Source organism: Aeromonas mytilicola subsp. aquatica (assembly GCF_044336385.1).
In the GTDB taxonomy this organism is placed as follows: domain Bacteria; phylum Pseudomonadota; class Gammaproteobacteria; order Enterobacterales; family Aeromonadaceae; genus Aeromonas; species Aeromonas rivipollensis.
The window spans coordinates 1,226,109-1,246,357 of sequence record NZ_CP172298.1; the positions used below are offsets into that span (position 1 = coordinate 1,226,109).

A 20,249-nucleotide genomic window follows, 5' to 3' on the forward strand; every position below is an offset into this window, starting at 1 on the left:
TTACTCCTGCTTCTCCTGTGCGTCACCCTGCCAGCCTTCGCTGCGATTGCGGCCATTGGCCTTGGCCTGATAGAGGGCAATATCGGCACGGCGAATGACTTCCTGCAAGCGAACGTCGGGGCCCTGGCGGCAATGGCCCAGGCTGACGGTCACCCTCAGTTCGGGGGCTATCTCGGTCCAGTCGTGTTCCGCAATGCGCAGCCGCAGCTGTTCGGCAAGCTGAGCCAGGGGGAGATCCTTGCCTGTGACCAGCAGCAGAAACTCCTCGCCGCCCCAGCGGATCAGGGTGCAGCCCAGGTCCTGCAGAGGCTGGCAGAGCTGAACCAGACGGATCAGCACCTGATCCCCCACCCCGTGACCGAAGCGATCGTTGACCAGCTTGAAGTGATCGCAGTCGAACATGATGGCGCCTATGTGGCGGCTGCCCGCCAGTATGTGGCGGCGCTCGAAGGCATCGAAGTGGTGGCGGTTGAAGGCGCCGGTCAGCGCGTCATGGCTGGAGAGGTAGTTCAACCGACGATTGAGACGGCGGGATCGCAGGCTGGAGAAGATGGCCACCACCAGACAGAGCAGGGTGAGCAGCGCCGTCGCCGATTGCCACAGCAGCATCTCGAGCAGGGGCAGCAGCGCGATGCGGTGGATCAGGATGAGCGGCGTGTCCGGGACGGGATGGACGAGCTGGAAGGCGCCCTGCTGCCAGTGATAATCCGCCCGTGATGCCTCCTGTTTCAGGGGCGGCGCCGTGCCGGACTGGCTGCTGGCCAGGATCTGCCGGTGCTGATTGACCAGAAACAGAGTGCCGCTCTGGGGGGAGAGTCGGCGCAGGGTCTGCTCCAGGGTCGCTATCTCTATGTCGATGCTGAGCAGGCCTATGATCTGCCCGATCTGGGTGATGGGCTGGGACAGGGTGATCATCTGTCCTTTGCCGGCAAAATCCTGATAGGGGCGCGACAACGTGGCGTGCTCGGCGGGCGGGTGGCGGGTCAGTGCCTCCTGCCAGTAAGACTTGTGGTAGATGCCGGGGTCGAAACGAAATTGATTGGAGGGCACCCAGGGGTAGAGATAGATGAAGTTGTCGGTGCTGGTGAAATAGATCCAGGCCACGGCCTTGTCCAGCAGCTTGCTGGCGGTCGCGAGCAGGGGAGAGAGGCTGAGCGCCAGGTGTATTCTGGCCTCCCGTTCGCTGCCCGGGGCGGGCAAGGGGCCCAGCCCGGTCAGGTTGCCGATGAGGGCGGGGGGCAGATCGACGGGGATGCGATCCAGGCTGAGGTTGCCGCTCGAATCGGCTTGTAGCGCCGGATAAAGCTGGCGAGAGAGGGCCGACTGGGGGTTGCTGCGCAGCCGCTCTTCGGCCTGGCCGCGCATGGCCTCGAGAAAGGCCTCCATCCTCTGGTGCTGGCTGCTGAGCTGGGCCGCGGCATTGATGACGTCACGCCTGTTCAGCTCGGTGATCTGGCGCAAGGCGTGCTGCAGGGCGAGCAGCAGCAACAGCATGCTCAGTCCCAGCAGCAGCCACTGCAACCGATATTTGGCAAAGGCATGGGGCAATGTGGGCATGGGGCACCGGGAAGATGACGGGAGCGGCACATCAGTGTAAGGCAGAAAAAAAGCGCAGTCTCAACTGGATGTGATTTTGATGATCTATCCCCCGGGCTGTTACGTTTTGTCACATTTATACATAGTCACGGCATAGTCAGGGGGTAACATGATGCCATCATTGATGAAGTTCCCTCTTCTCCTTATCTCTTACCTTGCATGGATTGTTTGATGAAAATGCGCGTATGGCTGTGGCTTGTTCCTCTTCTCCTGCTGCTGGGAGCCGGCACCTGGTATTTCCGGCAGGCCAAACCGGTCAGCAAGCCCGAGCCCAGACAGGTCAACATCAGGGCGGAAACGGTCAGGCAGAGCCTGGCAGAGCCCTCCATCAAGCTGGTCAGCAAGCTGGCGGCCAATCGCTCCGTGGTGGTCAGCCCCGAGGTCACGGGTCGCATCGTCAGGATTGCGGTGCGCTCCGGTCAGCGGGTCAAGCAGGGGGAAACCCTGATCGCCCTGGATGCGGGCAAGCAGCAGGCTGAACTTGCCGAGCAGAGTGCCAGCGTGCGCGACGAGAGCCGCAAGCTGCGGGACATGCGCCGCCTGGTGGCGCGCGGAGCCATCACCACCTCGGAGCTGGAAGGGCAGGAGGCGACAGTGGCCCAGGCTCAGGCCAGGGTCGACGCGGCGCGCTATGAGTTGTCATTGCGTACCCTGGCGGCCCCTTTCGACGGCACCGTCAGCCTGATCGATCTCAGCGAAGGGGCCCTGGTCAACAGCGGCGACGTGCTGCTTCACCTGGACGAGCTGGCCAGATTGCGGCTCGATCTGGCGGTGCCGGAGCGCTACCTCTCCCTCCTCAAACCCGGCATGACGGTGACGGCCACCAGCTCTGCCTGGCCGGATCAATCCTTCTCCGGCGTGCTGGAGACCCTCGACAGTCGGGTGTCCAACGATACCCAGAACATCAAGGCGCGGGTCATACTTCCCAACCCCGGCGGCCAACTGAGGCCCGGCATGCTGATGAATGTAGATCTTTCCCTGCCTGCCCAGAAGATGACCCTGATCCCCGCCCAGTCGGTGGAGTATGCGGGGGAGCTTCGCTTCGTCTACCGCCTGGAGGCGGACGGCCGGGTGAAACGCATTCCGGTGGAGCTTGGCGATACCCATGGCGAGGAAGTGTGGGTGCTCAAGGGGCTGAACGTCGGCGATCGCATCGCGGTGGAGGGGCTGGTCAACCTGCGTGACGGCGCCCTGGTCCGCGATCTGACCGAGGTAAAAGGCTGATGTGGCTCTCCGATATGTCAGTGCGCCGCCCCCTGGTGGCGGTCGTCATCAGTGCCCTGCTCACCGTGTTCGGCCTGGTGGCCTTCGCCAAGTTGACGGTGCGGGAGATGCCGGACGTGCAGACGCCGTCCGTCTCCATCACCACCACCTATGAGGGGGCGGCCCCCGAGGTGATGGAGAGCCAGGTCACCAAGCCCATCGAGGATCAGCTCTCCGGCATCAGCGGCATCAAGAACATCAACTCGGTGACCCGCAAGGGGCGATCCTCCATCACTGTGGAGTTCAAGCTCGGCTGGAACATGCTGGAGGGCACCTCGGATGTGCGTGACGCCATCTCCCGCGCCCGGCCCAAGCTCCCGGACGAGGCGGACGAGCCCATGGTCACCAAGGACAACGGCAACGGCGATGTGGCTATCTGGCTCAACTTCAGCAGCACCCAGATGGACCGCACCGCCATGACAGACTACGTCAACCGCATGCTGGTCGACTCCTTGAGCCTGGTGGACGGGGTGAGCGAGGTGTCCCTCTCAGGTGACTTGACTCAGGTGATGTATGTGAGGCTGCGCCCCGCCGACATGGCGGCTCGCGGCATCACGGTGGCCGATGTGCAGGATGCCCTCAAGCGGGAGAACATAGAGCTGCCCGGGGGGGAGATCCGCAACAACAGCATGACGATGGCGGTGCAGATAGCCCGCCTCTACCACAGCGCCGAGGATTTTCGCGGCTTGCCGGTGAAGACGGCCGTCAATGGCCAGAGCATCTACCTGGCGGACATCGCCGATGTTGAGGTGGGGGCCAAGAATGAAGACAGCGCCTATCAGCGCAACGGCCGCGAGAGCTTAGGCATTGGCATAGTCGCGCAATCCACCGCCAACCCACTGGCGGTGGCCCAGGGCATAGAGCGCAAGATGACAGAGATGCAGCGCTTCCTGCCAGCGGGGGCCACCCTGGAGGTGGACTACGACTCCACCGTCTTCATCAAGCAGGCCATCGACGAGGTGTACGAGACCCTCGCCATCTGCGCCCTGCTGGTGGTGGCCGTGCTCTACCTCTTCCTGGGGCAGGCGCGCACCACCCTGATCCCCGCCATCACTGTGCCGGTGTCGCTCATTTCGGCCTTCATCGGCGCCTGGTATCTCGGTTTTTCCATCAACCTCATCACCCTGCTGGCGCTCATTCTCGCCATCGGCCTGGTGGTGGACGACGCCATAGTGGTGGTGGAGAACATCCACCACCACCTGCAGCGGGGTGAATCTCCCCTGATGGCGGCTTGGCACGGCACCCGGGAGGTGGGCTTTGCCGTGGTGGCCACCACCGCCGTGCTGGTGATGGTGTTCGTTCCCATCGCCTTCATGGAGGGCATGGTCGGGCGACTCTTTACCGAGTTTGCGATCCTGCTATCGCTAGCCGTGCTCTTCTCCTCCCTGGTGGCGCTCACCCTGACCCCGGCCATGGGCTCCTGGCTGATGCGTGCCGTCGACAAGCCCAATGCCCTGACGGCGGCGCTGGATCGGGGCCTTGGCCGGGTGGAGACACAGTATCGCCGGTTGCTGGGCTGGGTGCTGCGCCGCTCCGTCTGGATGCCGCTGGTGCTGCTGCTCTGCCTTGGGGGCATAGGTGTCCTGTTTGGCAAGCTGCCCGCCAGCCTGACCCCGACCGAAGACCGGGGTGTCATCTATGTGTTCGTGAAAGGGGCAGAGGGCACCAGCATAGAGCGGATGAAGCGCAACATGCAGCAGGTGGAGGCAGCCATCATGCCGCTGCTCGGCAAGGGGGTGGTGCAGGCCATGAGTTTCAGCACCCCGGCCTTCGGGCGCGGCGGCGATCAGACCGGCATGGTCATCATACAGCTCACCGACTGGGCGGTGCGGGACGAGACCGCCACCGAGTTTGGCCGTAGCTTGAGCGGGCGGTTGGCTGGTATTCCGGATGTGATGATCCGCACCTTCCAGCCAGGATTCAGGGGAGGCTCCACCGCCGCTGTGCAGTTTGTGCTGCAGGGCTCCGACTATGCGGAGCTCTATCAGCAGGGGCTGGCGCTGCAACAGGCCGCCGGCCAGAGCGGATTGATGTTGACCCCGGATCTCGACTACGCCGAGAAGACCCCGGAGCTGCAGGTGACCATAGAGCGGGAGCGGGCCAGCCAGCTCGGCATTCCTGTCTCCACAGTAGCCAGCTCCCTGCAGGCCCTGCTCGGCGGCGTCAGCCAGACCACCTATGTGGACAGGGGGGAGGAGTATGACGTCTACCTGAGGGCCAACCAGACCCAGTTCAATGGCATCTCGGACGTCAGCCGCATCTATCTCAAGGCCGCCAATGGGGAGATGGTGAGCCTCTCCACCCTGGCCACGGTCACTCAGGTGGCGAGCCCGCAGCGGCTCAACCACTACCAGCGTCAGAAGGCGATTGCCCTGACCGCAGACGTGGCCCCCGGCCACACCCTGGGGGAGGCGCTCGACTTCCTCGATGGCTGGGCAGGGGAGCATCTGCCGAGCGGCATGACGGTGGATTACGCCGGTGAGTCCAAGGATTATCGCGACAACCAGGGGGAGATGGTGATGGTGTTCGGCCTCGCCCTGCTGGTGGTCTACCTGGTGCTGGTGGCGCAGTTCGAGAGCCTGCTGACCCCGACCGTGGTGATGGTGACTGTGCCGCTTGGCATCTTCGGCGGCCTGCTCGGCCTCTGGCTGACGGGACAGGAGCTGAGCATCTACAGCCAGATAGGGATGATCATGCTGATCGGCATGGTGACCAAGAACGGCATCCTCATAGTGGAGTTCATCAACCAGCTGCGCCAGCGGGGGGAATCCTTCGAGGAGGCCATCATAGCCGCCTCGGTGCGCCGTCTGCGGCCCATCCTGATGACCTCACTCACCGCCATCATAGGCGCAGTGCCCCTGATGGTCTCCATGGGGGCGGGGTATGAGAGCCGGATGGCTGTGGGGACCGTGGTCTTCTTCGGGTTGTCGCTCGCGACCCTGGTCACCCTGCTGATAGTGCCGGCCATCTATCACCTGATCGCCAGACGGGCGGGGATGACGGGGGCGCGGGATCTGCTGGTGGACGAGGCGCTGGCCGAGGGGAACGCCCGGGTCAGCGAGGCCGCCCCCGAGAGCCGGGACAAGCCGGCGGCCTGATCCTGCCCCCCATCCGGGGGGCGGGATGCAAAAGAGGTGGCGGCCTAGGCCGGGCTGGTTAGCATATGACCAGTTCCCACAGGGGTCATCCTTCATGCTGCCATCCGCCATCTACGAGCCGTTGCCTTTTCTCTATCTGGGCAGCGGCTTGCTGCTGTTGAGCCTTGCCGGGCAGCCTGCGCTGCTGCTGGCCGGGCTGGCCTTCTATCTGGCCGGGTCGCTCGCCTGGTTCAGGCGAAGTGCCCATCGCAGGCCAGACAAGTCGCGCCAGCCGCGGCGGCGAGGTTGGCCGCAGTGGCTCTACGAGAGTCGCCCTTTCGCCCTCATCCTGCTGGGCCTGTTGATGCTGCGCCTCGCCACTCACCCCATCTTCCTGGCGCCAGCCTTCATCTGGTGCCTGCTCGGCGGCTATCAGCTGCTGCTGCGCCACCACCACAGGTTTATGCCGGCCCGCCCCTCTCTCTGAGGGCGGCCGCTTCTCCCCTTGTTCTATGGGGGCAAAAAGCCATCGCCCCCGCCTTGCTCTGCCGGTATAATGCGCGACCCGAATTGTTCCAGGTGTTCAAAATGCAGCCGGTTACCCACCTTTTCTCCTATCCCCGCTACTGGGCCGAGTGCTACGGCACTGCGCCCTTCCTGCCCATGTCCAGAGCGGAGATGGACAAGCTCGGCTGGGACAGCTGTGACATAGTCCTAGTGACCGGTGACGCCTATGTGGATCACCCGAGCTTCGGCATGGCGGTTATCGGCCGCATGCTGGAGTCCCAGGGCTTTCGGGTCGGTATCATCGCCCAGCCGGACTGGTCATCCAAGGATGACTTCATGCGCCTGGGCAAGCCGAACCTCTTCTACGGGGTGACCGCGGGCAACATGGACTCCATGATCAACCGCTACACCTCCGACAAGAAGCTGCGCCACGACGACGCCTACACTCCCGGGGATGTGGGCGGCAAGCGGCCGGACAGAGCCACCCTGGTCTACACCCAGCGCTGTAAAGAAGCTTTCAAAGAGGTGCCCGTGGTCATCGGCGGCATAGAGGCATCGCTGCGCCGTATCGCCCACTACGACTACTGGTCCGAGACCATACGTCGCTCCATACTGCTGGACGCCAAGGCCGACATCCTCATCTATGGCAACGCCGAGCGGCCCCTCATCGAGGTGGCGCACCGCATCGCCAACGGCGAGACCATCGACACCATGCAGGACATTCGCGGCACCGCCGTGATCCGCAAGGAGCCGCTGCCGGGCTGGCGCGGGGTGGATTCGAGCAAGCTGGATCAGATTGGCCGCATCGATCCCATCATGAACCCCTATATGGAAGGGGCGCCCTGCTCGGATGACGAAGGCACTGCGCCGGTGGAACAGGAGGCCAAGCCGGTGCTGGTGCAGCCGCCCAAGCAGAAGCCGTGGGAGAAGACCTACGTCAAGCTGCCGGCGTTCGAGCGGGTGAAGGAAGACAAGGTGCTCTACGCCCATGCGTCGCGCATCCTGCACCATGAGACCAACCCGGGCTGTGCCCGCGCGCTCTCCCAGGCCCACGGCGATCGCATCATCTGGGTCAACCCGCCCGCCTTCCCGCTGGAAACCGATGAGATGGACGGGGTGTTCGGCCTGCCGTACCAGCGGGTGCCGCACCCGGCTTATGGCAAGGAGAAGATCCCGGCCTACGAGATGATCAAGACCTCGGTCAACATCATGCGTGGCTGCTTCGGCGGTTGCTCCTTCTGCTCCATCACAGAGCACGAGGGGCGCATCATCCAGAGCCGCTCGGAAGAGTCGATCATCAAAGAAATCGAAGAGATCCGCGACAAGGTGCCGGGCTTCACCGGCGTCATCTCGGATCTCGGCGGCCCCACCGCCAACATGTACAAGCTGCGCTGCAAGAGCCCCAAAGCCGAGCAGACCTGTCGCCGCGCCTCCTGCGTCTGGCCGACCATATGCCCGCACATGGACACCGACCATACCCCGACCATAGATCTCTATCGCAAGGCGCGGGATGTGAAGGGGATCAAGAAGATACTGATCGCCTCCGGGGTGCGCTACGACATAGCGGTGGAAGATCCGCGCTACATCAAGGAGCTGGCCAAGTACCACGTCGGCGGCTACCTCAAGATCGCACCCGAGCACACCGAAGAGGGCCCGCTCTCCAAGATGATGAAGCCGGGCATGGGCAGCTACTACAGCTTCAAGGAGCTGTTCGACAAGTATTCCAAAGAGGCGGGCAAGCAGCAGTACCTGATCCCCTACTTCATCTCGGCCCACCCGGGCACCACGGATGAAGACATGGTGAACATGGCGCTCTGGGTCAAGACCAACAGCTTCAAGCTGGATCAGGTGCAGAACTTCTACCCGTCGCCGCTCGCCAACGCCACCACCATGTACTACACGGAGAAAAACCCCCTCAACAAGGTGAGCCGCCAGGGTGGGGATGTGTTCGTGGTGAAAGGAGAGCGTCGTCGCCGCCTGCACAAGGCGCTGCTGCGTTACCACGATCCGGCCGGCTGGCCCATGATCCGCGAAGCCCTGCTCGAGATGGGCAAGGGTCACCTGATCGGCAACGGCCCCAACTGCCTGGTGCCGCCGGAAGGGCGCGGCGAAGCCAAGGCCGAGCGCAGCATCAACAAGGGGCTGAAACCGGCCCTGACCCGCCATAGCGCCATCACCCATCAGCGCAGCAATGGGGCTGGCAACAAGGCCACTGGCGGTAAGGGGGCAGGCGCGCAAGGGGCCGCCGCCGCCCAAGGCAAGCCTCGCAGCGACACCCCTGCCGCCAGCAAGGGCGGCAAGGCGGGTAATGGCAAGCCGGTAGGCTCCCAGCTCAGCAAAGGGTCTGGCAACGGCAAGCCCGCTGCTCAAGGGGCAGCTCAAGGCAAACCGGCTGGCAAACCCGCCCATAAGGGCAAGGCCCCGACCCGTGCAGGCTCTGCCAAGCCGGGTGCCAAACCTACAACCCAAGGCGGCAAGCCTGCCGCAAAAGGCGGGGCAGCCAAGCGACCGGCTCGGTGAGTTTTCCTGATTGGAAAGCAATAGAAATAAAAAGGCGACCATTTGGTCGCCTGGGGAGCAAATCAGTTCTTAGTGGATAACGAATAGAGACATGTTTTGTGGTATATCATCGGCATTCATGAAATATTCTTCATTACCTAGATGTCTGAATGCACCAGCCATAGTGTATCCAGAATCCAAAGATGCTTTCTCAAGCTCTTCAATGGCTCCAACTGACACAAACTCATTTCTTCCGAGGCCATAAATCTTCTCCATAGAAATAGTGTCATATTCTATTGTATAGTCACCGACTGAAATTTTGTCAGTGCCACGTTTGGTACACGCATCAATAAATTCACTATGTCCTTTTAGGTGGAAAAGAATGTAGTTTGTATCACCATCACTTTCATCAATGATGTGACCCAATGTATCTCCATCTATTATTGGGATCGTGTTTTCTGGGAAAAACATACCTGTGCTTTGAGATGATATTATTATTGTGTCGACAACGACACATATTCCATGAGGGAATAAAAGTTCTATGTTTAGTTGAGGGAATGCTTTGGTAGAGAGCTCATGAATGAACGCTAATCCATCATGTGTTTTTAAGAAATTATTTATAATCTCTATCTGCGATATAGCTTTTGTAATGAATCCTTTTACCCCACTTGCTTTGAGATAGTCTCTGCCCCAGACGGCAGGTAAATTGTTTTTCACTTCTCCAACAAAAACGTGAAACCCAAGTGATGGCTCATAAGATATCGCTAATAAATCGATGTCTGGGAGTTTCGGGTCAAATTTATCAAGTTTCACATCACTATGTACTTTGTAATATGGGTATTGTTCTAACTTTGATTTAATTTCCTCAACCAACCCCTTACCCATTATTCCAGAAATATTATTTGAGAAACCATCTGGATCAGTCTTAGCGAAGAGCCTTAGCATATTTGTGATGCCATCTACTAATGAAAAACAAGTAGGGTTCAACATGTACAAATTTTCTTGTGAGATATAGTTGAAGGTAGATCTAGATGACTTAGATATGTCTCTGAATATTTTTATTAATAACTCTTCTTTTTCTTCTGGATACTGCTGCATAGCTTGCCCCAAAAGTTCATCTTCTCTATAGGTGATGACTCCAGAAACATCATTTGCTTTAGAAAAATAGCGTTCATATAATGCTAGTGCTAACAGCGATTTGTAAACTCCAATGAATATAGAGTACTTATATCCATCAAGCATGACATCGCTATCTTCTGGTATATAAGAAAAATAGAACTGTATTTTCCAATCAACAATTTTGTCTATTGTAGCAAAGGCTTTTTCTACATTTGCATCAGAAAAATCGAAATGGTTAGTACCTCTGAGTAATTTTTCTGGACAATCATGTACTGAATCGTAAGGCGTGTCTCGTGAATTAAGACCAAAAGTCATCGCCTCCGAAGCATATTGGCGTAAAATTGAATCATCATTTAAAATAACCTTGATGTTATTATGCTCTATATTCCATGTTACGGCTACATCGTTGTCAAATGAGTAAAATATTGTATCTCTTAAAGTTAAGAATGTTCTCAGGAAGTCAAATAGCTCTATGTAATCTAAAGGGGTGTATTTTTTTTGGGGGAGAACATTGTGTTTATACTCTTTTAATAGAAGAGGAACAAGAAGTTCACTTGCGGTTCTAATGTGTTCTCCTTCTTTGAAGCGATTTTGTCTATACATAAACTCTGCAGCTTCACCTAACATGTGAAGAGTATCGGAGTTCGCACCTATATCAGTTACTACGGCTTGTAATTTTTTCTCGAAAATAGTAGTTACTAAGGTTCTAACAGGATTTTCTTTTTTCATGTTTATCTATTATGGCTAGAGTGATAAATAAATCTGGTAATAAATCTGGGACATCCACCTTTCTGAGCAAGGAGTAACGCCACCAATCCCACGCTACCGCCCGTGGATTGCAGCTTCCAATATGCTCCCTTGACCCGCGCTGGCAGTAACCCATCGCAGTTCAACAGGTTCTGGATGGCTATGGTAAGTCAAATGAAGCTGGGCCAGCGAGCATAAAACGGAGGTAACCATCAGGAAATCATCGTTTTTTGAACTGCGTCATCAATGTGTTTAAGCAGGTGCGATTAAGGCAGGCAAGCTGGTGTGGTTGGCTATCGTGTTCGGCCTATGGGGAAGGGGGTGGATGATGGCTTCCCTTGCGGAGCTTTTGCGAGAGTCGGAAAATATGGGGTACCACCTCTTGCTCACATGCTCAAACCTGATGCCAGGCGGCTGGCTCGCCGATATCTCTGATCTGGGCAGCGATGGAAATAACAAGGGCGACCAGTTGGTCGCCCTTGTGTCATTGGATGGGAGCCGCGAGGCTCACCCTTGAATGTCACTCTTATTGCAGATCCGTGCTCAGGCTGGGGGCACCGAAGTTCACCAGGCTGGCATGGGAGTGCTCGAAGTACTGTGACCAGAAGTCACCGAGGGCATCCATGGTCTTGCCGGAACGATAGGCGTGTTTCACCGCGTCGGTAACCAGTCCGGCCCCCGTGACATAGACGCGAGCCCCTTGCAGATCGGCAAACAGCCCCTTGCTCTTGGCCTGTTTGAGCTCGTCACCGACATTGAGCTGCTTGATCTTGTTGGTGGCATAGAAGCTGGTGTAATCGGAGTGTTCCAGCATGTCCGAAATAAGGAACACGACCCTATCGTTGACGCCTTGCTCGGCCTTCATATCCTCACCCACCTTTCGCAGCGAGTTCATGATCTCGCTCTTGGGGATGTCTTGGCGGGCATCACGCAGCGCTTTCACGAACTGTTTGCCAAAGCCGTTACGAAAGACTTTCGTTTGTGTCGCCAGGCAGCTGTCCAGACTGCGCAATTTGCGCATGTTGACATCGTCCCGGATCTCTCCGTTCAGCGGCATATCCAGTTGCCCCGCGTAGGCCAGGCGAAGGTATTCGCCAGGCAAGAAGGCGGAGAAGGTATAGAGCTTGACGCGATCTCCGGCCTGCACGAACCGTTCGATCTGCCCCCAACTGCTGCGTTGCAGATCGTCGGGCATCGGAATGGTCTGGTCTATGATGACCACCAGCTCACGGCCTGTGCCCGCAGGCTTGATGTCGGTCAGGCCATTGCGCTCATAGCAGCTCTGTATGTCGTTGCGGTCGGCGGCCAAGGCTGCGCAAGGCAGCGTCAACGCCAGTAGTAATACCTGGGTGATCTTCACGGTTAGGCACTCTGCTTGATGGGGAAGAGGCCCAGGGTCTTGAGGGCCATCTGCTGTTCACGGATATCGCGCAACTGCGCTTCGTCCACCCCCAGTGCGCGACTGGCCGCGGCCAGGCTCTCTTCGGGCAGGCCAGTGACATCATGGAAATCGGCGGCCTTGACGACAGTGCCGGCCTGGCCGGGGGCATCTGTGGTGGACGGGAGCGCCGCCTCTGCCTGAGCAACTGCCGGTTGCACGGCAGGCGCCGGCTCGGCTTGCACAGTCTGTGCTGCCTGAGGCGCCGCCTGAGGGGCGGGCTTGGGTGGCACAGTGCCCGCTTTGTACTCGATAAAGGCCAGGAAGTTACGATGGGCGGACTTTTCCCCTTCCAGCGCACCCAGCACACCTGAGTTGGTATGGTCACGGCTCGACAACAGGGTCTGCAAGCGGCGGAGCTTGTCATCGGCATGACTGGCAATGGCGGTGCGTTGCTGGTCCATGGCGTCCAGCATCTCTTCGGCGGTCGCGTATTCGTGAGTCAGACGCCAGGCAGTCTGTGAGTGGGTACCGGCAAAGTAGTATTTGCTGGCAAGCCAGATGCTGATCCCCTGGATGGCGATGTAGATGAGCGACAGCATGACGTAGGTGGTCAGGCTGGCCTCACGGATGGCCTGCATCTTGTCGTCTATGGTGGCCTCTTCCGCCTCGCTGTTGATTGCCTGGGACTCCTCCGGCAGATCAAAGGGGGACGCCATGCTGCTGTCACTCTGTGCCGTCGCCTCTGCACGCATGCTGTTCACCATCTCGGTCTCTATGCTGTCGAGGGTGGCTGAACGGACCACGAAGGCACCAACGGCCATGCAGGCGACAAATACAGCGCAGACAATTAGCCAGACAAACTTGCGGGTAACCCCCGAGTTCACGTCTTTCAGTCGTGCCAGCAGCTGTTCATAGTCGGGTTTGTCAGAGTCCGAGAAGGAGTCTTCCAGGTTGATGGCCTTGTTTGCCTTGAGGGTACGAGAGCGTTTGGAAGGCTCTTCCCCTTGCCACCAGTGGCGGGCGCGGGCGATCAGGCTGTTGTGATGCAGGGAGTGACCGGCCACTTCGGCGAAGAACGCCGATGCGACGGCGAGCAGCAGTGCCGTACCTGCCGTCAGCAGATGGCGGTCATTGGTTGACGCATCCATGTTCATCCAGCCTGCGAGCACGTAGGCAAACCCCATTGCCTCGACCAGCACCAGTACCAGCACCAGGGCCAGCACCCATGCCGGGCGCGGGGAGCGACCTGCCTCTCCTGCCTTGGCCAGGTAGTCGAGGGAGGCATTGTAGGCATCCGGCCCTTTCAGGTGTTTCTTGTACTCGCGGTAGTACACATTCGACAGGGTCACTTCATGGTTGATCCAGCCATCACCATCGACCGAGGCGGGCTTGCGCGCGAGGCGAGCCACAGTGCCGATCAGAGGCAGGCTGTGCCATACCCGGATCAGGAAGTAGGAGACATTCTCCCAATGCCGCCACACAACAACGGCGCTGATGAGGAATGAAATAATGCCAACGGTCAGCATCTGGTTGGCGAGGATCAGCGCTTTGAGCGCTGCCAAAGAAAAGTCTTCCACTAAGTTTCTCCGTTTTCTTATTTGGAATGGGTGGCGGGAATGGGCATGTAGGAAGCCACATAAGCCTCGGAACCTGCCGGATAGAACAGGGCTCCCTGGCTGACCTTGGCGTTGCCTTTACTGAACACGAGATCCATGCAGGAGACGGGCGCCTTGGGATCGCTGGTGAAGACGCGGTAAAGCACTTCACTCTCGCCCTCGTAGGTGTTGGCCACCGCCTTGAGGGATTGGGCTTTCTTCTGGTTTGAGGACTTGTAATCCTGAACCACCTGCAGGAGCGGCTGGCGATCGACCTTGGCGTTATCCCGCAGGATGGAAACCGGAGAGACAGTCACCAGGTGGCCGTTGACGGTATTGGCCCAGACGCGGTTGTTGTAGCCGGGCATGTACTCCTTGGTGGCATGGCGTGGGAGAGGCTTGTCGTCTGCCATGCTCAGCACCTGGCCCGCACTGCGCGGCTTATCCGCCTCACAGCTCGACATCGGCATGTCGCTCGCGTAGGCGCTGCTGATCAGCGCAAAGCCGCTCGCCTTGGGCTTGATGTTCTGGGCCATGTTCCACTGGTAGGTATTGGCAGGTGCGCCGCCAAAATCCACCGCTGCCTTGGCGTTGGGAGCCGCCTTGGCCGTGTTGCTGTCAGGTGCGCTCTGTTTGGCTGTGGCTTGACGAGGGGTGGTTTTCGACGTGGCAGCCACCTTGCTTGCACTGCTTGCGGACTGCGCGGCTGGTGTGGCAGCAGCCACACGAGGCTTGGCAGCATCGGAAGCGCCATAACGCAGATATCTTGTGTTGCCCTCTTCGGACTGAGCCCGCATCACCAGGGCCTGCTCGTTCGCGAGTTCAACGATCTCGACCCGGCGATTCTGACCGCGCAGCAAGGGGTCACTGTTGTCTGCGATGGGGCGCGAAGAGCCCGCTCCTTGGTAATAGATGGAGGTGGCCGGGATCCCCGCTTTTACCAGGACCTTGCCGACAGCCCTGGCCCGTTGCTCGGACAGTTTCAGGTTGAATTCTGCAGGGCCGGTCGCATCGCTATGACCGACGAGGAGAATGCGGCGCTCTTGACGCTCACTGGATGCCTCAGCTTGAGTGGCGGAGGGGGGATTGGCATACACCTGAGCCAGTTTGGTCACCACCCGTTGACCGCTTTCCGTCAGCTGGTCAGAACCAATGGCGAACATGCCCGAATCGGGTATCTGGGCAACCAGACCCGCATTCTGGGGCACATTGGTCGCCACTGCGGGTTCGGCAAGGGTCAGCTGTTCTGTGGTGATCTTGAGATTCTCTTCCTTCGCGATACGGTCAAGCTCTTGCAGCCGGGATTGCCACATATAGCCTGCCGCACAGCCCAGTACGCCGCCGATGGCCAGCCCTGCGACGGCCCCTTTTTCCCCGTTAAGAGCGTAACCTGCGGCCCCACCTGCGATCATGCCTGCGCCACAGAGCACGGGCATACCATAATCTTTGCCGATGTCATTGACCGTCGATTTGAAACTCTGCATCTGCTGAGAGCTGCAGCCAACGGCAGCAATCAATACACAGCTGAGGGGCGCAAGACGAAACGATTTATCCATAGCTATTCCTTGCCATTCTTATTTAATGCCGAGATGCAGGCATGCAAAAAATGCGCAGAGAAAGTGATCTCTCAATACGCGGTAAAATAATCGACGATTATTGATACGAAAGGCATTAGTGGTGAGTTTTTTGAATATCGGCCCACAACGCGCTAATTCTCGTAAATAACGGCTTCCTGTTTGCCCTATTTGTCAGCAGAGGCAATCGCCCATGTCGTTGAATAGGCATCAAGTGGCAATGATAAGCCAAACGAGGCTGATCAAGCGAGCGCAAAAATGATGCAAGCATCAGAAAAACATCGTTTTTTAAATAATGTTACCAAGTTGTTTCTTTCTCGATGATAAAGGGGGCGAGTGGCTGTCAGGCTGTTTGTGAGGGGGAGATCTGCCGTTGTGCTCTATTGGGTCGCGGCACGGCAAGATGGAGAACAGGAGGTGACATCTGGCGTTCTTATCGCTATGTGTTGGTGAAAAAACATGCGTCAACAGGATAAAACATGGCATTGATCGCAGTTGGTGAATTAATTATCGAGAGAGGCTGTTTGGCGGTGGCGGCGTTGCTATCTTGTGCTGCTAAATAATATCGATAGAGAGAGGCCGCATGCTTGCCTCTCTTGTAAATCCTTCACGAACACTTCAGCAGGCTTATCTGCATTGGGAGACATAGATGGCGGTTAAGGTCAGATCCAGAAGAGAGAAGATAGGCAGCGGGCTCGGGCTGGTGCTCGGGATCATTGCCTTCAACCTCATGGTGCCCCTGCTGTTTGAGAAGCAGGCGAACTTTGATTTCAACCAGCTGCTCTGGGCTGTGGTCAGCGCCATGCTCTGCTCCGAGCTGGGGGCCAGAGTGGGCAAATGGCTGGATGCCAAAGAGCAGGCCAAGGGGCTCTCGAAAGAACCCGAGTAGGCAAGGCCGAATGTTACCCTGTGCCATCGCACTCATCACAAGGAGTTCCCATGCGCATTGCCCTGATTGGCCTCGGTGATATCGCCCAGAAGGCCTATCTGCCACTGCTCGCCAGCGACGAGCGGGTCACTCCGCTGCTCTGCACCCGCAATCCCCAAGTGCTGGACAAGCTGGCCCGCCAGTACCGGATCGCCGAGTGCTTCACCGAGGTGGACGCACTGCTGGCTAGTCGCCCGGATGCCGTGATGATCCACGCCGCCACAGCCGTGCATGGCAAGCTGGCGGAGCAGTGCCTGCGCGCCGGCATCCCCACCTTTGTCGACAAGCCGCTCTGTGACAACGCCGCCGAGGTGGAGGCGCTCGCCAACCTCGCCATCGCGCAGGATTGCCCGCTCTTTGTGGGCTTCAACCGCCGCTATCTGCCTGCCATGGGCGCTGCCCGCAGCCAAGCGCTCACCGAACTTAACTGGCAGAAACACAGGCATGCCCTGCCTGGGCTGCCGCGCCAGTTCCTGTTCGACGACTTTATCCATGTGCTCGACAGCCTCTGCTTCTATGGCGGCGCCCCGAGCGGGGATCTCCATGCGGTGCTAAGGCGCAGTGCCCAGCAGCCCGAGCTGCTGGCCGGGGTGAGCGTCGCCTGGCAGAGCGGGCAGGTGGCGGTGAGTGGCAGCATGAACCGCAGCGCCGGCCTCACCGAGGAGCGCATCGATGCCTATGGCGACAACCTGTCGCTCCACCTGGAGAACTGCACCAGAGGCACCCTGGCCCAGGGCAAGGTGGTGCAGACCCTGACCCCCGATGACTGGCAGCCGGTATTGGCGAGCCGGGGTTTTGTCGCCATGCTGGCCCACTGGTATCAGCAAATTGAAACAGGCAAGGCAGATGGGGGACTTATCGAGAGCTATCTGCACAGCCACCGGCTGGCGGAGCGACTGGTTGAGCTGGCGGGGAGTGAACCCGGTTTGCCTTTCCCACGGGCTGCCGATGGGCCACAGGGGCGAGAAAACAACCAGAGTACTGTACAAGATGACGCATCCCTGCGCGGTTGACAGGGGAGGGCGCCGCCGCGCGAGCCAAGGGGGCGCTTGTTTGCTATCTTGGCGCCCATGAAAGATCTGCAGAGCAACAGAGTGTGATGAGCAACGTTTCGCAAATGGCGCCGGGTTTGCCACGGGCCGCTGATGAGCGCCCGGTCGCGGCGGACAAGGTGATCCCTTCATGAGCATTATTCTGGGTATAGACCCCGGTTCGCGGATCACCGGCTACGGCGTCATCCGCATAGTCGCGGGCAAGGCGGAGTATCTGGGTTCCGGTTGCATTCGCACCGACCTGGGCGAGCTGCCGTCGCGCCTCAAGCAGGTGTATGACGGGGTGAGCGAGATCATCACCCAGTTCAAGCCCGATGACTTTGCCATAGAGCGCGTCTTCATGGCCCGCAACGCCGATTCGGCCTTGAAGCTAGGTCAGGCACGGGGCAGCGCCATAGTGGCGGCGGTCAACGCCCTGCTGCCGGTGAGCGAATACTCGGCGACCCAGATCAAGCAGGCGGTGGTGGGCACGGGCGGGGCAGCCAAGGAGCAGGTACAGCACATGGTGACCCATCTGCTCAAGCTCTCTGCCACCCCTCAGGCGGATGCGGCGGATGCCCTCGGGGTGGCGCTCTGTCACTTCCACACCCGCCAGAGCCTCATCAAGATGGCGGGGCGTGCCACCAGCTCGGTGCGTGGCCGTTACCGCTGATCCCCAGACGGGCTCTGCGAGGGCGCCCCACTGCGCCTGGCACGAGCCTGTTGCCCGGCGTGCTGTTGTCAAAAGCGCTGATTGGGTCACAAGCTGTCGCAGGATCAGGGGGGACTCTGATGAGAAATGGGGGCGACTCGGGTGCAGAAGCTCCCGTTTAATCAACAACTTGTGATGCACATCACACATTTTGCGTAAATAAAGCCGGCTTCGTCTTACTCCACCACACTCCCATAATATGGCGCCTGTTGAATAGCAGTGTCCGTATGAGCCTTTTCCAGGCTCCTGTTCTAGTCATCATCGGGAGATATGAGAGTGAAACCATTTGCAGCTGAATTTATGGGCACCTTCTGGCTGGTGCTGGGGGGCTGTGGCAGTGCCGTGCTGGCTGCCGCTTTCCCGAATGTGGGGATAGGCCTGCTGGGTGTGGCTCTGGCGTTCGGTCTGACCGTGCTGACCATGGCCTTCGCCATAGGTCACATCTCTGGTTGTCACCTGAACCCGGCCGTGACCCTGGGTCTGTGGGCCGGTGGCCGTTTCCCTGCATCGGGTGTCGTGCCTTACATCGTGGCTCAGGTCCTTGGCGGTATCGCGGCAGGTGGCGTGCTCTATGTGATCGCCAGCGGCCAGGCCGGATTTGACGTGAGCGCCGGCTTCGCCTCCAACGGTTATGGTGAGCACTCACCGGGCGGTTACAGCCTGCTGGCGGCACTGGTGTGTGAAGTGGTGATGACCGGCTTCTTCCTGTTCGTCATCATGGGAGCCACCGACAGCCGTGCACCGGCGGGCTTTGCCCCCATCGCCATCGGTCTGTGTCTGACCCTTATCCACCTCATCAGCATCCCGGTGACCAACACCTCGGTGAACCCGGCTCGCAGCACGGGTGTGGCACTGTTCGTGGGTGACTGGGCCGTCAGCCAGCTCTGGCTGTTCTGGGTCGCTCCCATCGTCGGTGCCATTCTGGGGGCATTGGCCTATCGCGTGATCGCCACCAAAGAGTGAGCTGTTACTGAACTATGTGTGGTATCGACACGCCTGCGGGCGTGTTTTTTTGTTTCTGGAGGGCAGCAAAACCGGGATGACCCCGGTTTTTCTTTTTCTAAGGTAGAGGATGAGGGGATCATAAACCCCGGGCGCTCAGCATCTCTTTATTGCGCTGGTGCAGCAGCTTGATCCGCGCCACCTAGGCCCGGGTTTCGGCAAAGATGGGAGGGGATGCCGCCGTGCTTGTGTCTTGCAAAGGACTTACAAGCCCCGTGCGCTCAGCATCTCTTTATAGCGTTGGTGCAGCAGCTTGACCCGCGCCACATAGGCGCGCGTTTCTGCATAGGGCGGTATGCCACCGTGCTTTTGCACCGCACCGGCCCCGGCGTTGTAGGCGGCCGTGGCCAAGGCAACATTGCCGTCATACTGCTTGAGCAGGCCCGCCAGGTATTTCACCCCGCCGAAGATATTCTGCTCGGCCATCAGGGCATTGCCGACCCCGAGCTCGCGGGCAGTCGCCGGCATCAGCTGGGTTAGCCCCATGGCCCCCTTGCGGGAGACGGCCAGCGGGTTGAAGGCGGATTCGGCGTGGATCAGCGCCCGGATGAGGGCAGGCTCCACCTGATAGGTCTTGGCCGCCGCCTGTATGGTGCTGGCATAGTCGTAGAGGAAGAGGCCTGTGGTGCGCCAGTTGACCCTGGAGGCGGGATCGCAGGCGTAGCAGTCGTTGAACAGCAGCAGCTCGTAATGACCCTGCTCCGGCATCATGTCGGAATAGCGCACCACACCGTTCTTTTGCACCGACTTGTAGACCTGGATCTGGCGCGCGGCAGGGGGCGGTGCGGGCTCTGTCACCTTGGGTGACGGGATCGACTCGGATGTCAGGACCACCACCTCGGCCGGTGGCGGCGTCTGACTCCAGGCACTGAGGGGGAACAGCAAAATGGCTCCCAGCAACATCCATGCTTTCAACGGCTTGCTCCTTAAGCCTTGTTAGCCACGTTGAGTAAAGCATCCGGGGCGAGGCAGAACAAGGGCCCCGACGAGGAGTCACAAGAAAAGCCCGGGCAGAAGGGGGCCACTGGCTCCCCGAGGCGGGTGCCGCAGCCTCGCAAGAGGCAATGGACGACGCCGCAACTCCCCTGCTGGCTATTGGCTTTTTTGTAAGTTAAAGGCGTGTTATCTTGCTGTTGCTCCACTCTGGTCTGATCTCTTCGTGGGGCCGGTTGATGGGTCAAGAGAGGGCCAGGTGGCCAGAGCGAAATGGGTATGAGA

At 59.2% G+C, this 20,249-nt stretch carries 13 protein-coding genes and 1 pseudogene; 8 read left to right on the forward strand and 6 right to left on the reverse strand.

Annotation, left to right across the window (positions count from 1 at the left end; translation table 11 throughout):
- On the reverse strand, nucleotides 1-1,557 hold the full coding sequence (locus ACFWHB_RS05880) for a sensor domain-containing diguanylate cyclase (RefSeq protein ID WP_106886143.1): 1,557 nt from the start codon (nucleotides 1,555-1,557) through the stop codon (nucleotides 1-3).
- 210 nt (nucleotides 1,558-1,767) lie between these two features.
- Here ACFWHB_RS05880 and ACFWHB_RS05885 point away from each other — a divergent pair, with 210 nt between their 5' ends.
- The 4 genes from ACFWHB_RS05885 to ACFWHB_RS05900 all read left to right on the forward strand — a co-directional run bounded on the left by ACFWHB_RS05885 (nucleotide 1,768) and on the right by ACFWHB_RS05900 (nucleotide 8,963).
- A complete protein-coding gene (locus ACFWHB_RS05885; protein WP_234571167.1) occupies nucleotides 1,768-2,820 on the forward strand; it encodes an efflux RND transporter periplasmic adaptor subunit in 1,053 nt (350 codons plus the stop codon).
- The gene (locus ACFWHB_RS05890; protein ID WP_395949652.1) at nucleotides 2,820-5,957 is read left to right on the forward strand and encodes an efflux RND transporter permease subunit; all 3,138 of its coding nucleotides are present in this window, start codon (nucleotides 2,820-2,822) and stop codon (nucleotides 5,955-5,957) included. The genes ACFWHB_RS05885 and ACFWHB_RS05890 overlap by 1 nt, the downstream gene beginning before the upstream one ends.
- Nucleotides 5,958-6,051: 94 nt before the next feature.
- Nucleotides 6,052-6,423 carry a hypothetical protein gene (locus ACFWHB_RS05895; RefSeq protein WP_163136619.1) on the forward strand — a complete coding sequence of 124 codons (372 nt, stop codon included), beginning with the start codon at nucleotides 6,052-6,054 and terminating at the stop codon, nucleotides 6,421-6,423.
- Between the two features lie 101 nt (nucleotides 6,424-6,524).
- Entirely contained in the window at nucleotides 6,525-8,963 is a 2,439-nt protein-coding gene (locus tag ACFWHB_RS05900) for a YgiQ family radical SAM protein (protein WP_395949653.1), read from the forward strand.
- A 69-nt stretch (nucleotides 8,964-9,032) separates the two neighbouring features.
- Here ACFWHB_RS05900 and ACFWHB_RS05905 read toward each other — a convergent pair whose 3' ends face one another.
- The 4 genes from ACFWHB_RS05905 to ACFWHB_RS05920 form a co-directional block, all read right to left on the reverse strand.
- Nucleotides 9,033-10,790, reverse strand: a complete 1,758-nt coding sequence (locus ACFWHB_RS05905; RefSeq protein ID WP_395949654.1) for a hypothetical protein — start codon at nucleotides 10,788-10,790, stop codon at nucleotides 9,033-9,035.
- A 544-nt stretch (nucleotides 10,791-11,334) separates the two neighbouring features.
- Complete coding sequence (locus ACFWHB_RS05910; RefSeq protein ID WP_303808667.1) at nucleotides 11,335-12,168, reverse strand: hypothetical protein; 834 nt, start codon at nucleotides 12,166-12,168, stop codon at nucleotides 11,335-11,337.
- A 2-nt stretch (nucleotides 12,169-12,170) separates the two neighbouring features.
- Entirely contained in the window at nucleotides 12,171-13,766 is a 1,596-nt protein-coding gene (locus tag ACFWHB_RS05915) for a hypothetical protein (protein WP_395949655.1), read from the reverse strand.
- Nucleotides 13,767-13,783: 17 nt separating this feature from the next.
- On the reverse strand, nucleotides 13,784-15,340 hold the full coding sequence (locus ACFWHB_RS05920) for an OmpA family protein (protein WP_395949656.1): 1,557 nt from the start codon (nucleotides 15,338-15,340) through the stop codon (nucleotides 13,784-13,786).
- Between the two features lie 667 nt (nucleotides 15,341-16,007).
- Between ACFWHB_RS05920 and ACFWHB_RS05925 the strand changes: the two genes are divergently transcribed.
- The 4 genes and pseudogenes from ACFWHB_RS05925 (at nucleotide 16,008) to aqpZ (ending at nucleotide 18,992) form a co-directional block, all read left to right on the forward strand.
- Nucleotides 16,008-16,247, forward strand: coding sequence for a hypothetical protein (locus ACFWHB_RS05925; RefSeq protein ID WP_395949657.1), 240 nt, complete (start codon nucleotides 16,008-16,010; stop codon nucleotides 16,245-16,247).
- A gap of 50 nt (nucleotides 16,248-16,297) precedes the next feature.
- Nucleotides 16,298-17,200, forward strand: a pseudogene (locus ACFWHB_RS05930) (Gfo/Idh/MocA family protein); the annotation flags it as partial.
- A 268-nt stretch (nucleotides 17,201-17,468) separates the two neighbouring features.
- Complete coding sequence (ruvC, locus tag ACFWHB_RS05935; RefSeq protein WP_106886154.1) at nucleotides 17,469-17,990, forward strand: crossover junction endodeoxyribonuclease RuvC; 522 nt, start codon at nucleotides 17,469-17,471, stop codon at nucleotides 17,988-17,990.
- Between the two features lie 315 nt (nucleotides 17,991-18,305).
- Nucleotides 18,306-18,992: an aquaporin Z gene (aqpZ, locus tag ACFWHB_RS05940; RefSeq protein WP_025327805.1), complete on the forward strand. Its 687-nt coding sequence runs from the start codon at nucleotides 18,306-18,308 to the stop codon at nucleotides 18,990-18,992.
- 243 nt (nucleotides 18,993-19,235) lie between these two features.
- Here aqpZ and ACFWHB_RS05945 read toward each other — a convergent pair whose 3' ends face one another.
- Nucleotides 19,236-19,934: a lytic transglycosylase domain-containing protein gene (locus tag ACFWHB_RS05945; RefSeq protein ID WP_368170433.1), complete on the reverse strand. Its 699-nt coding sequence runs from the start codon at nucleotides 19,932-19,934 to the stop codon at nucleotides 19,236-19,238.
- Between the last annotated feature and the right edge of the window lie 315 nt (nucleotides 19,935-20,249).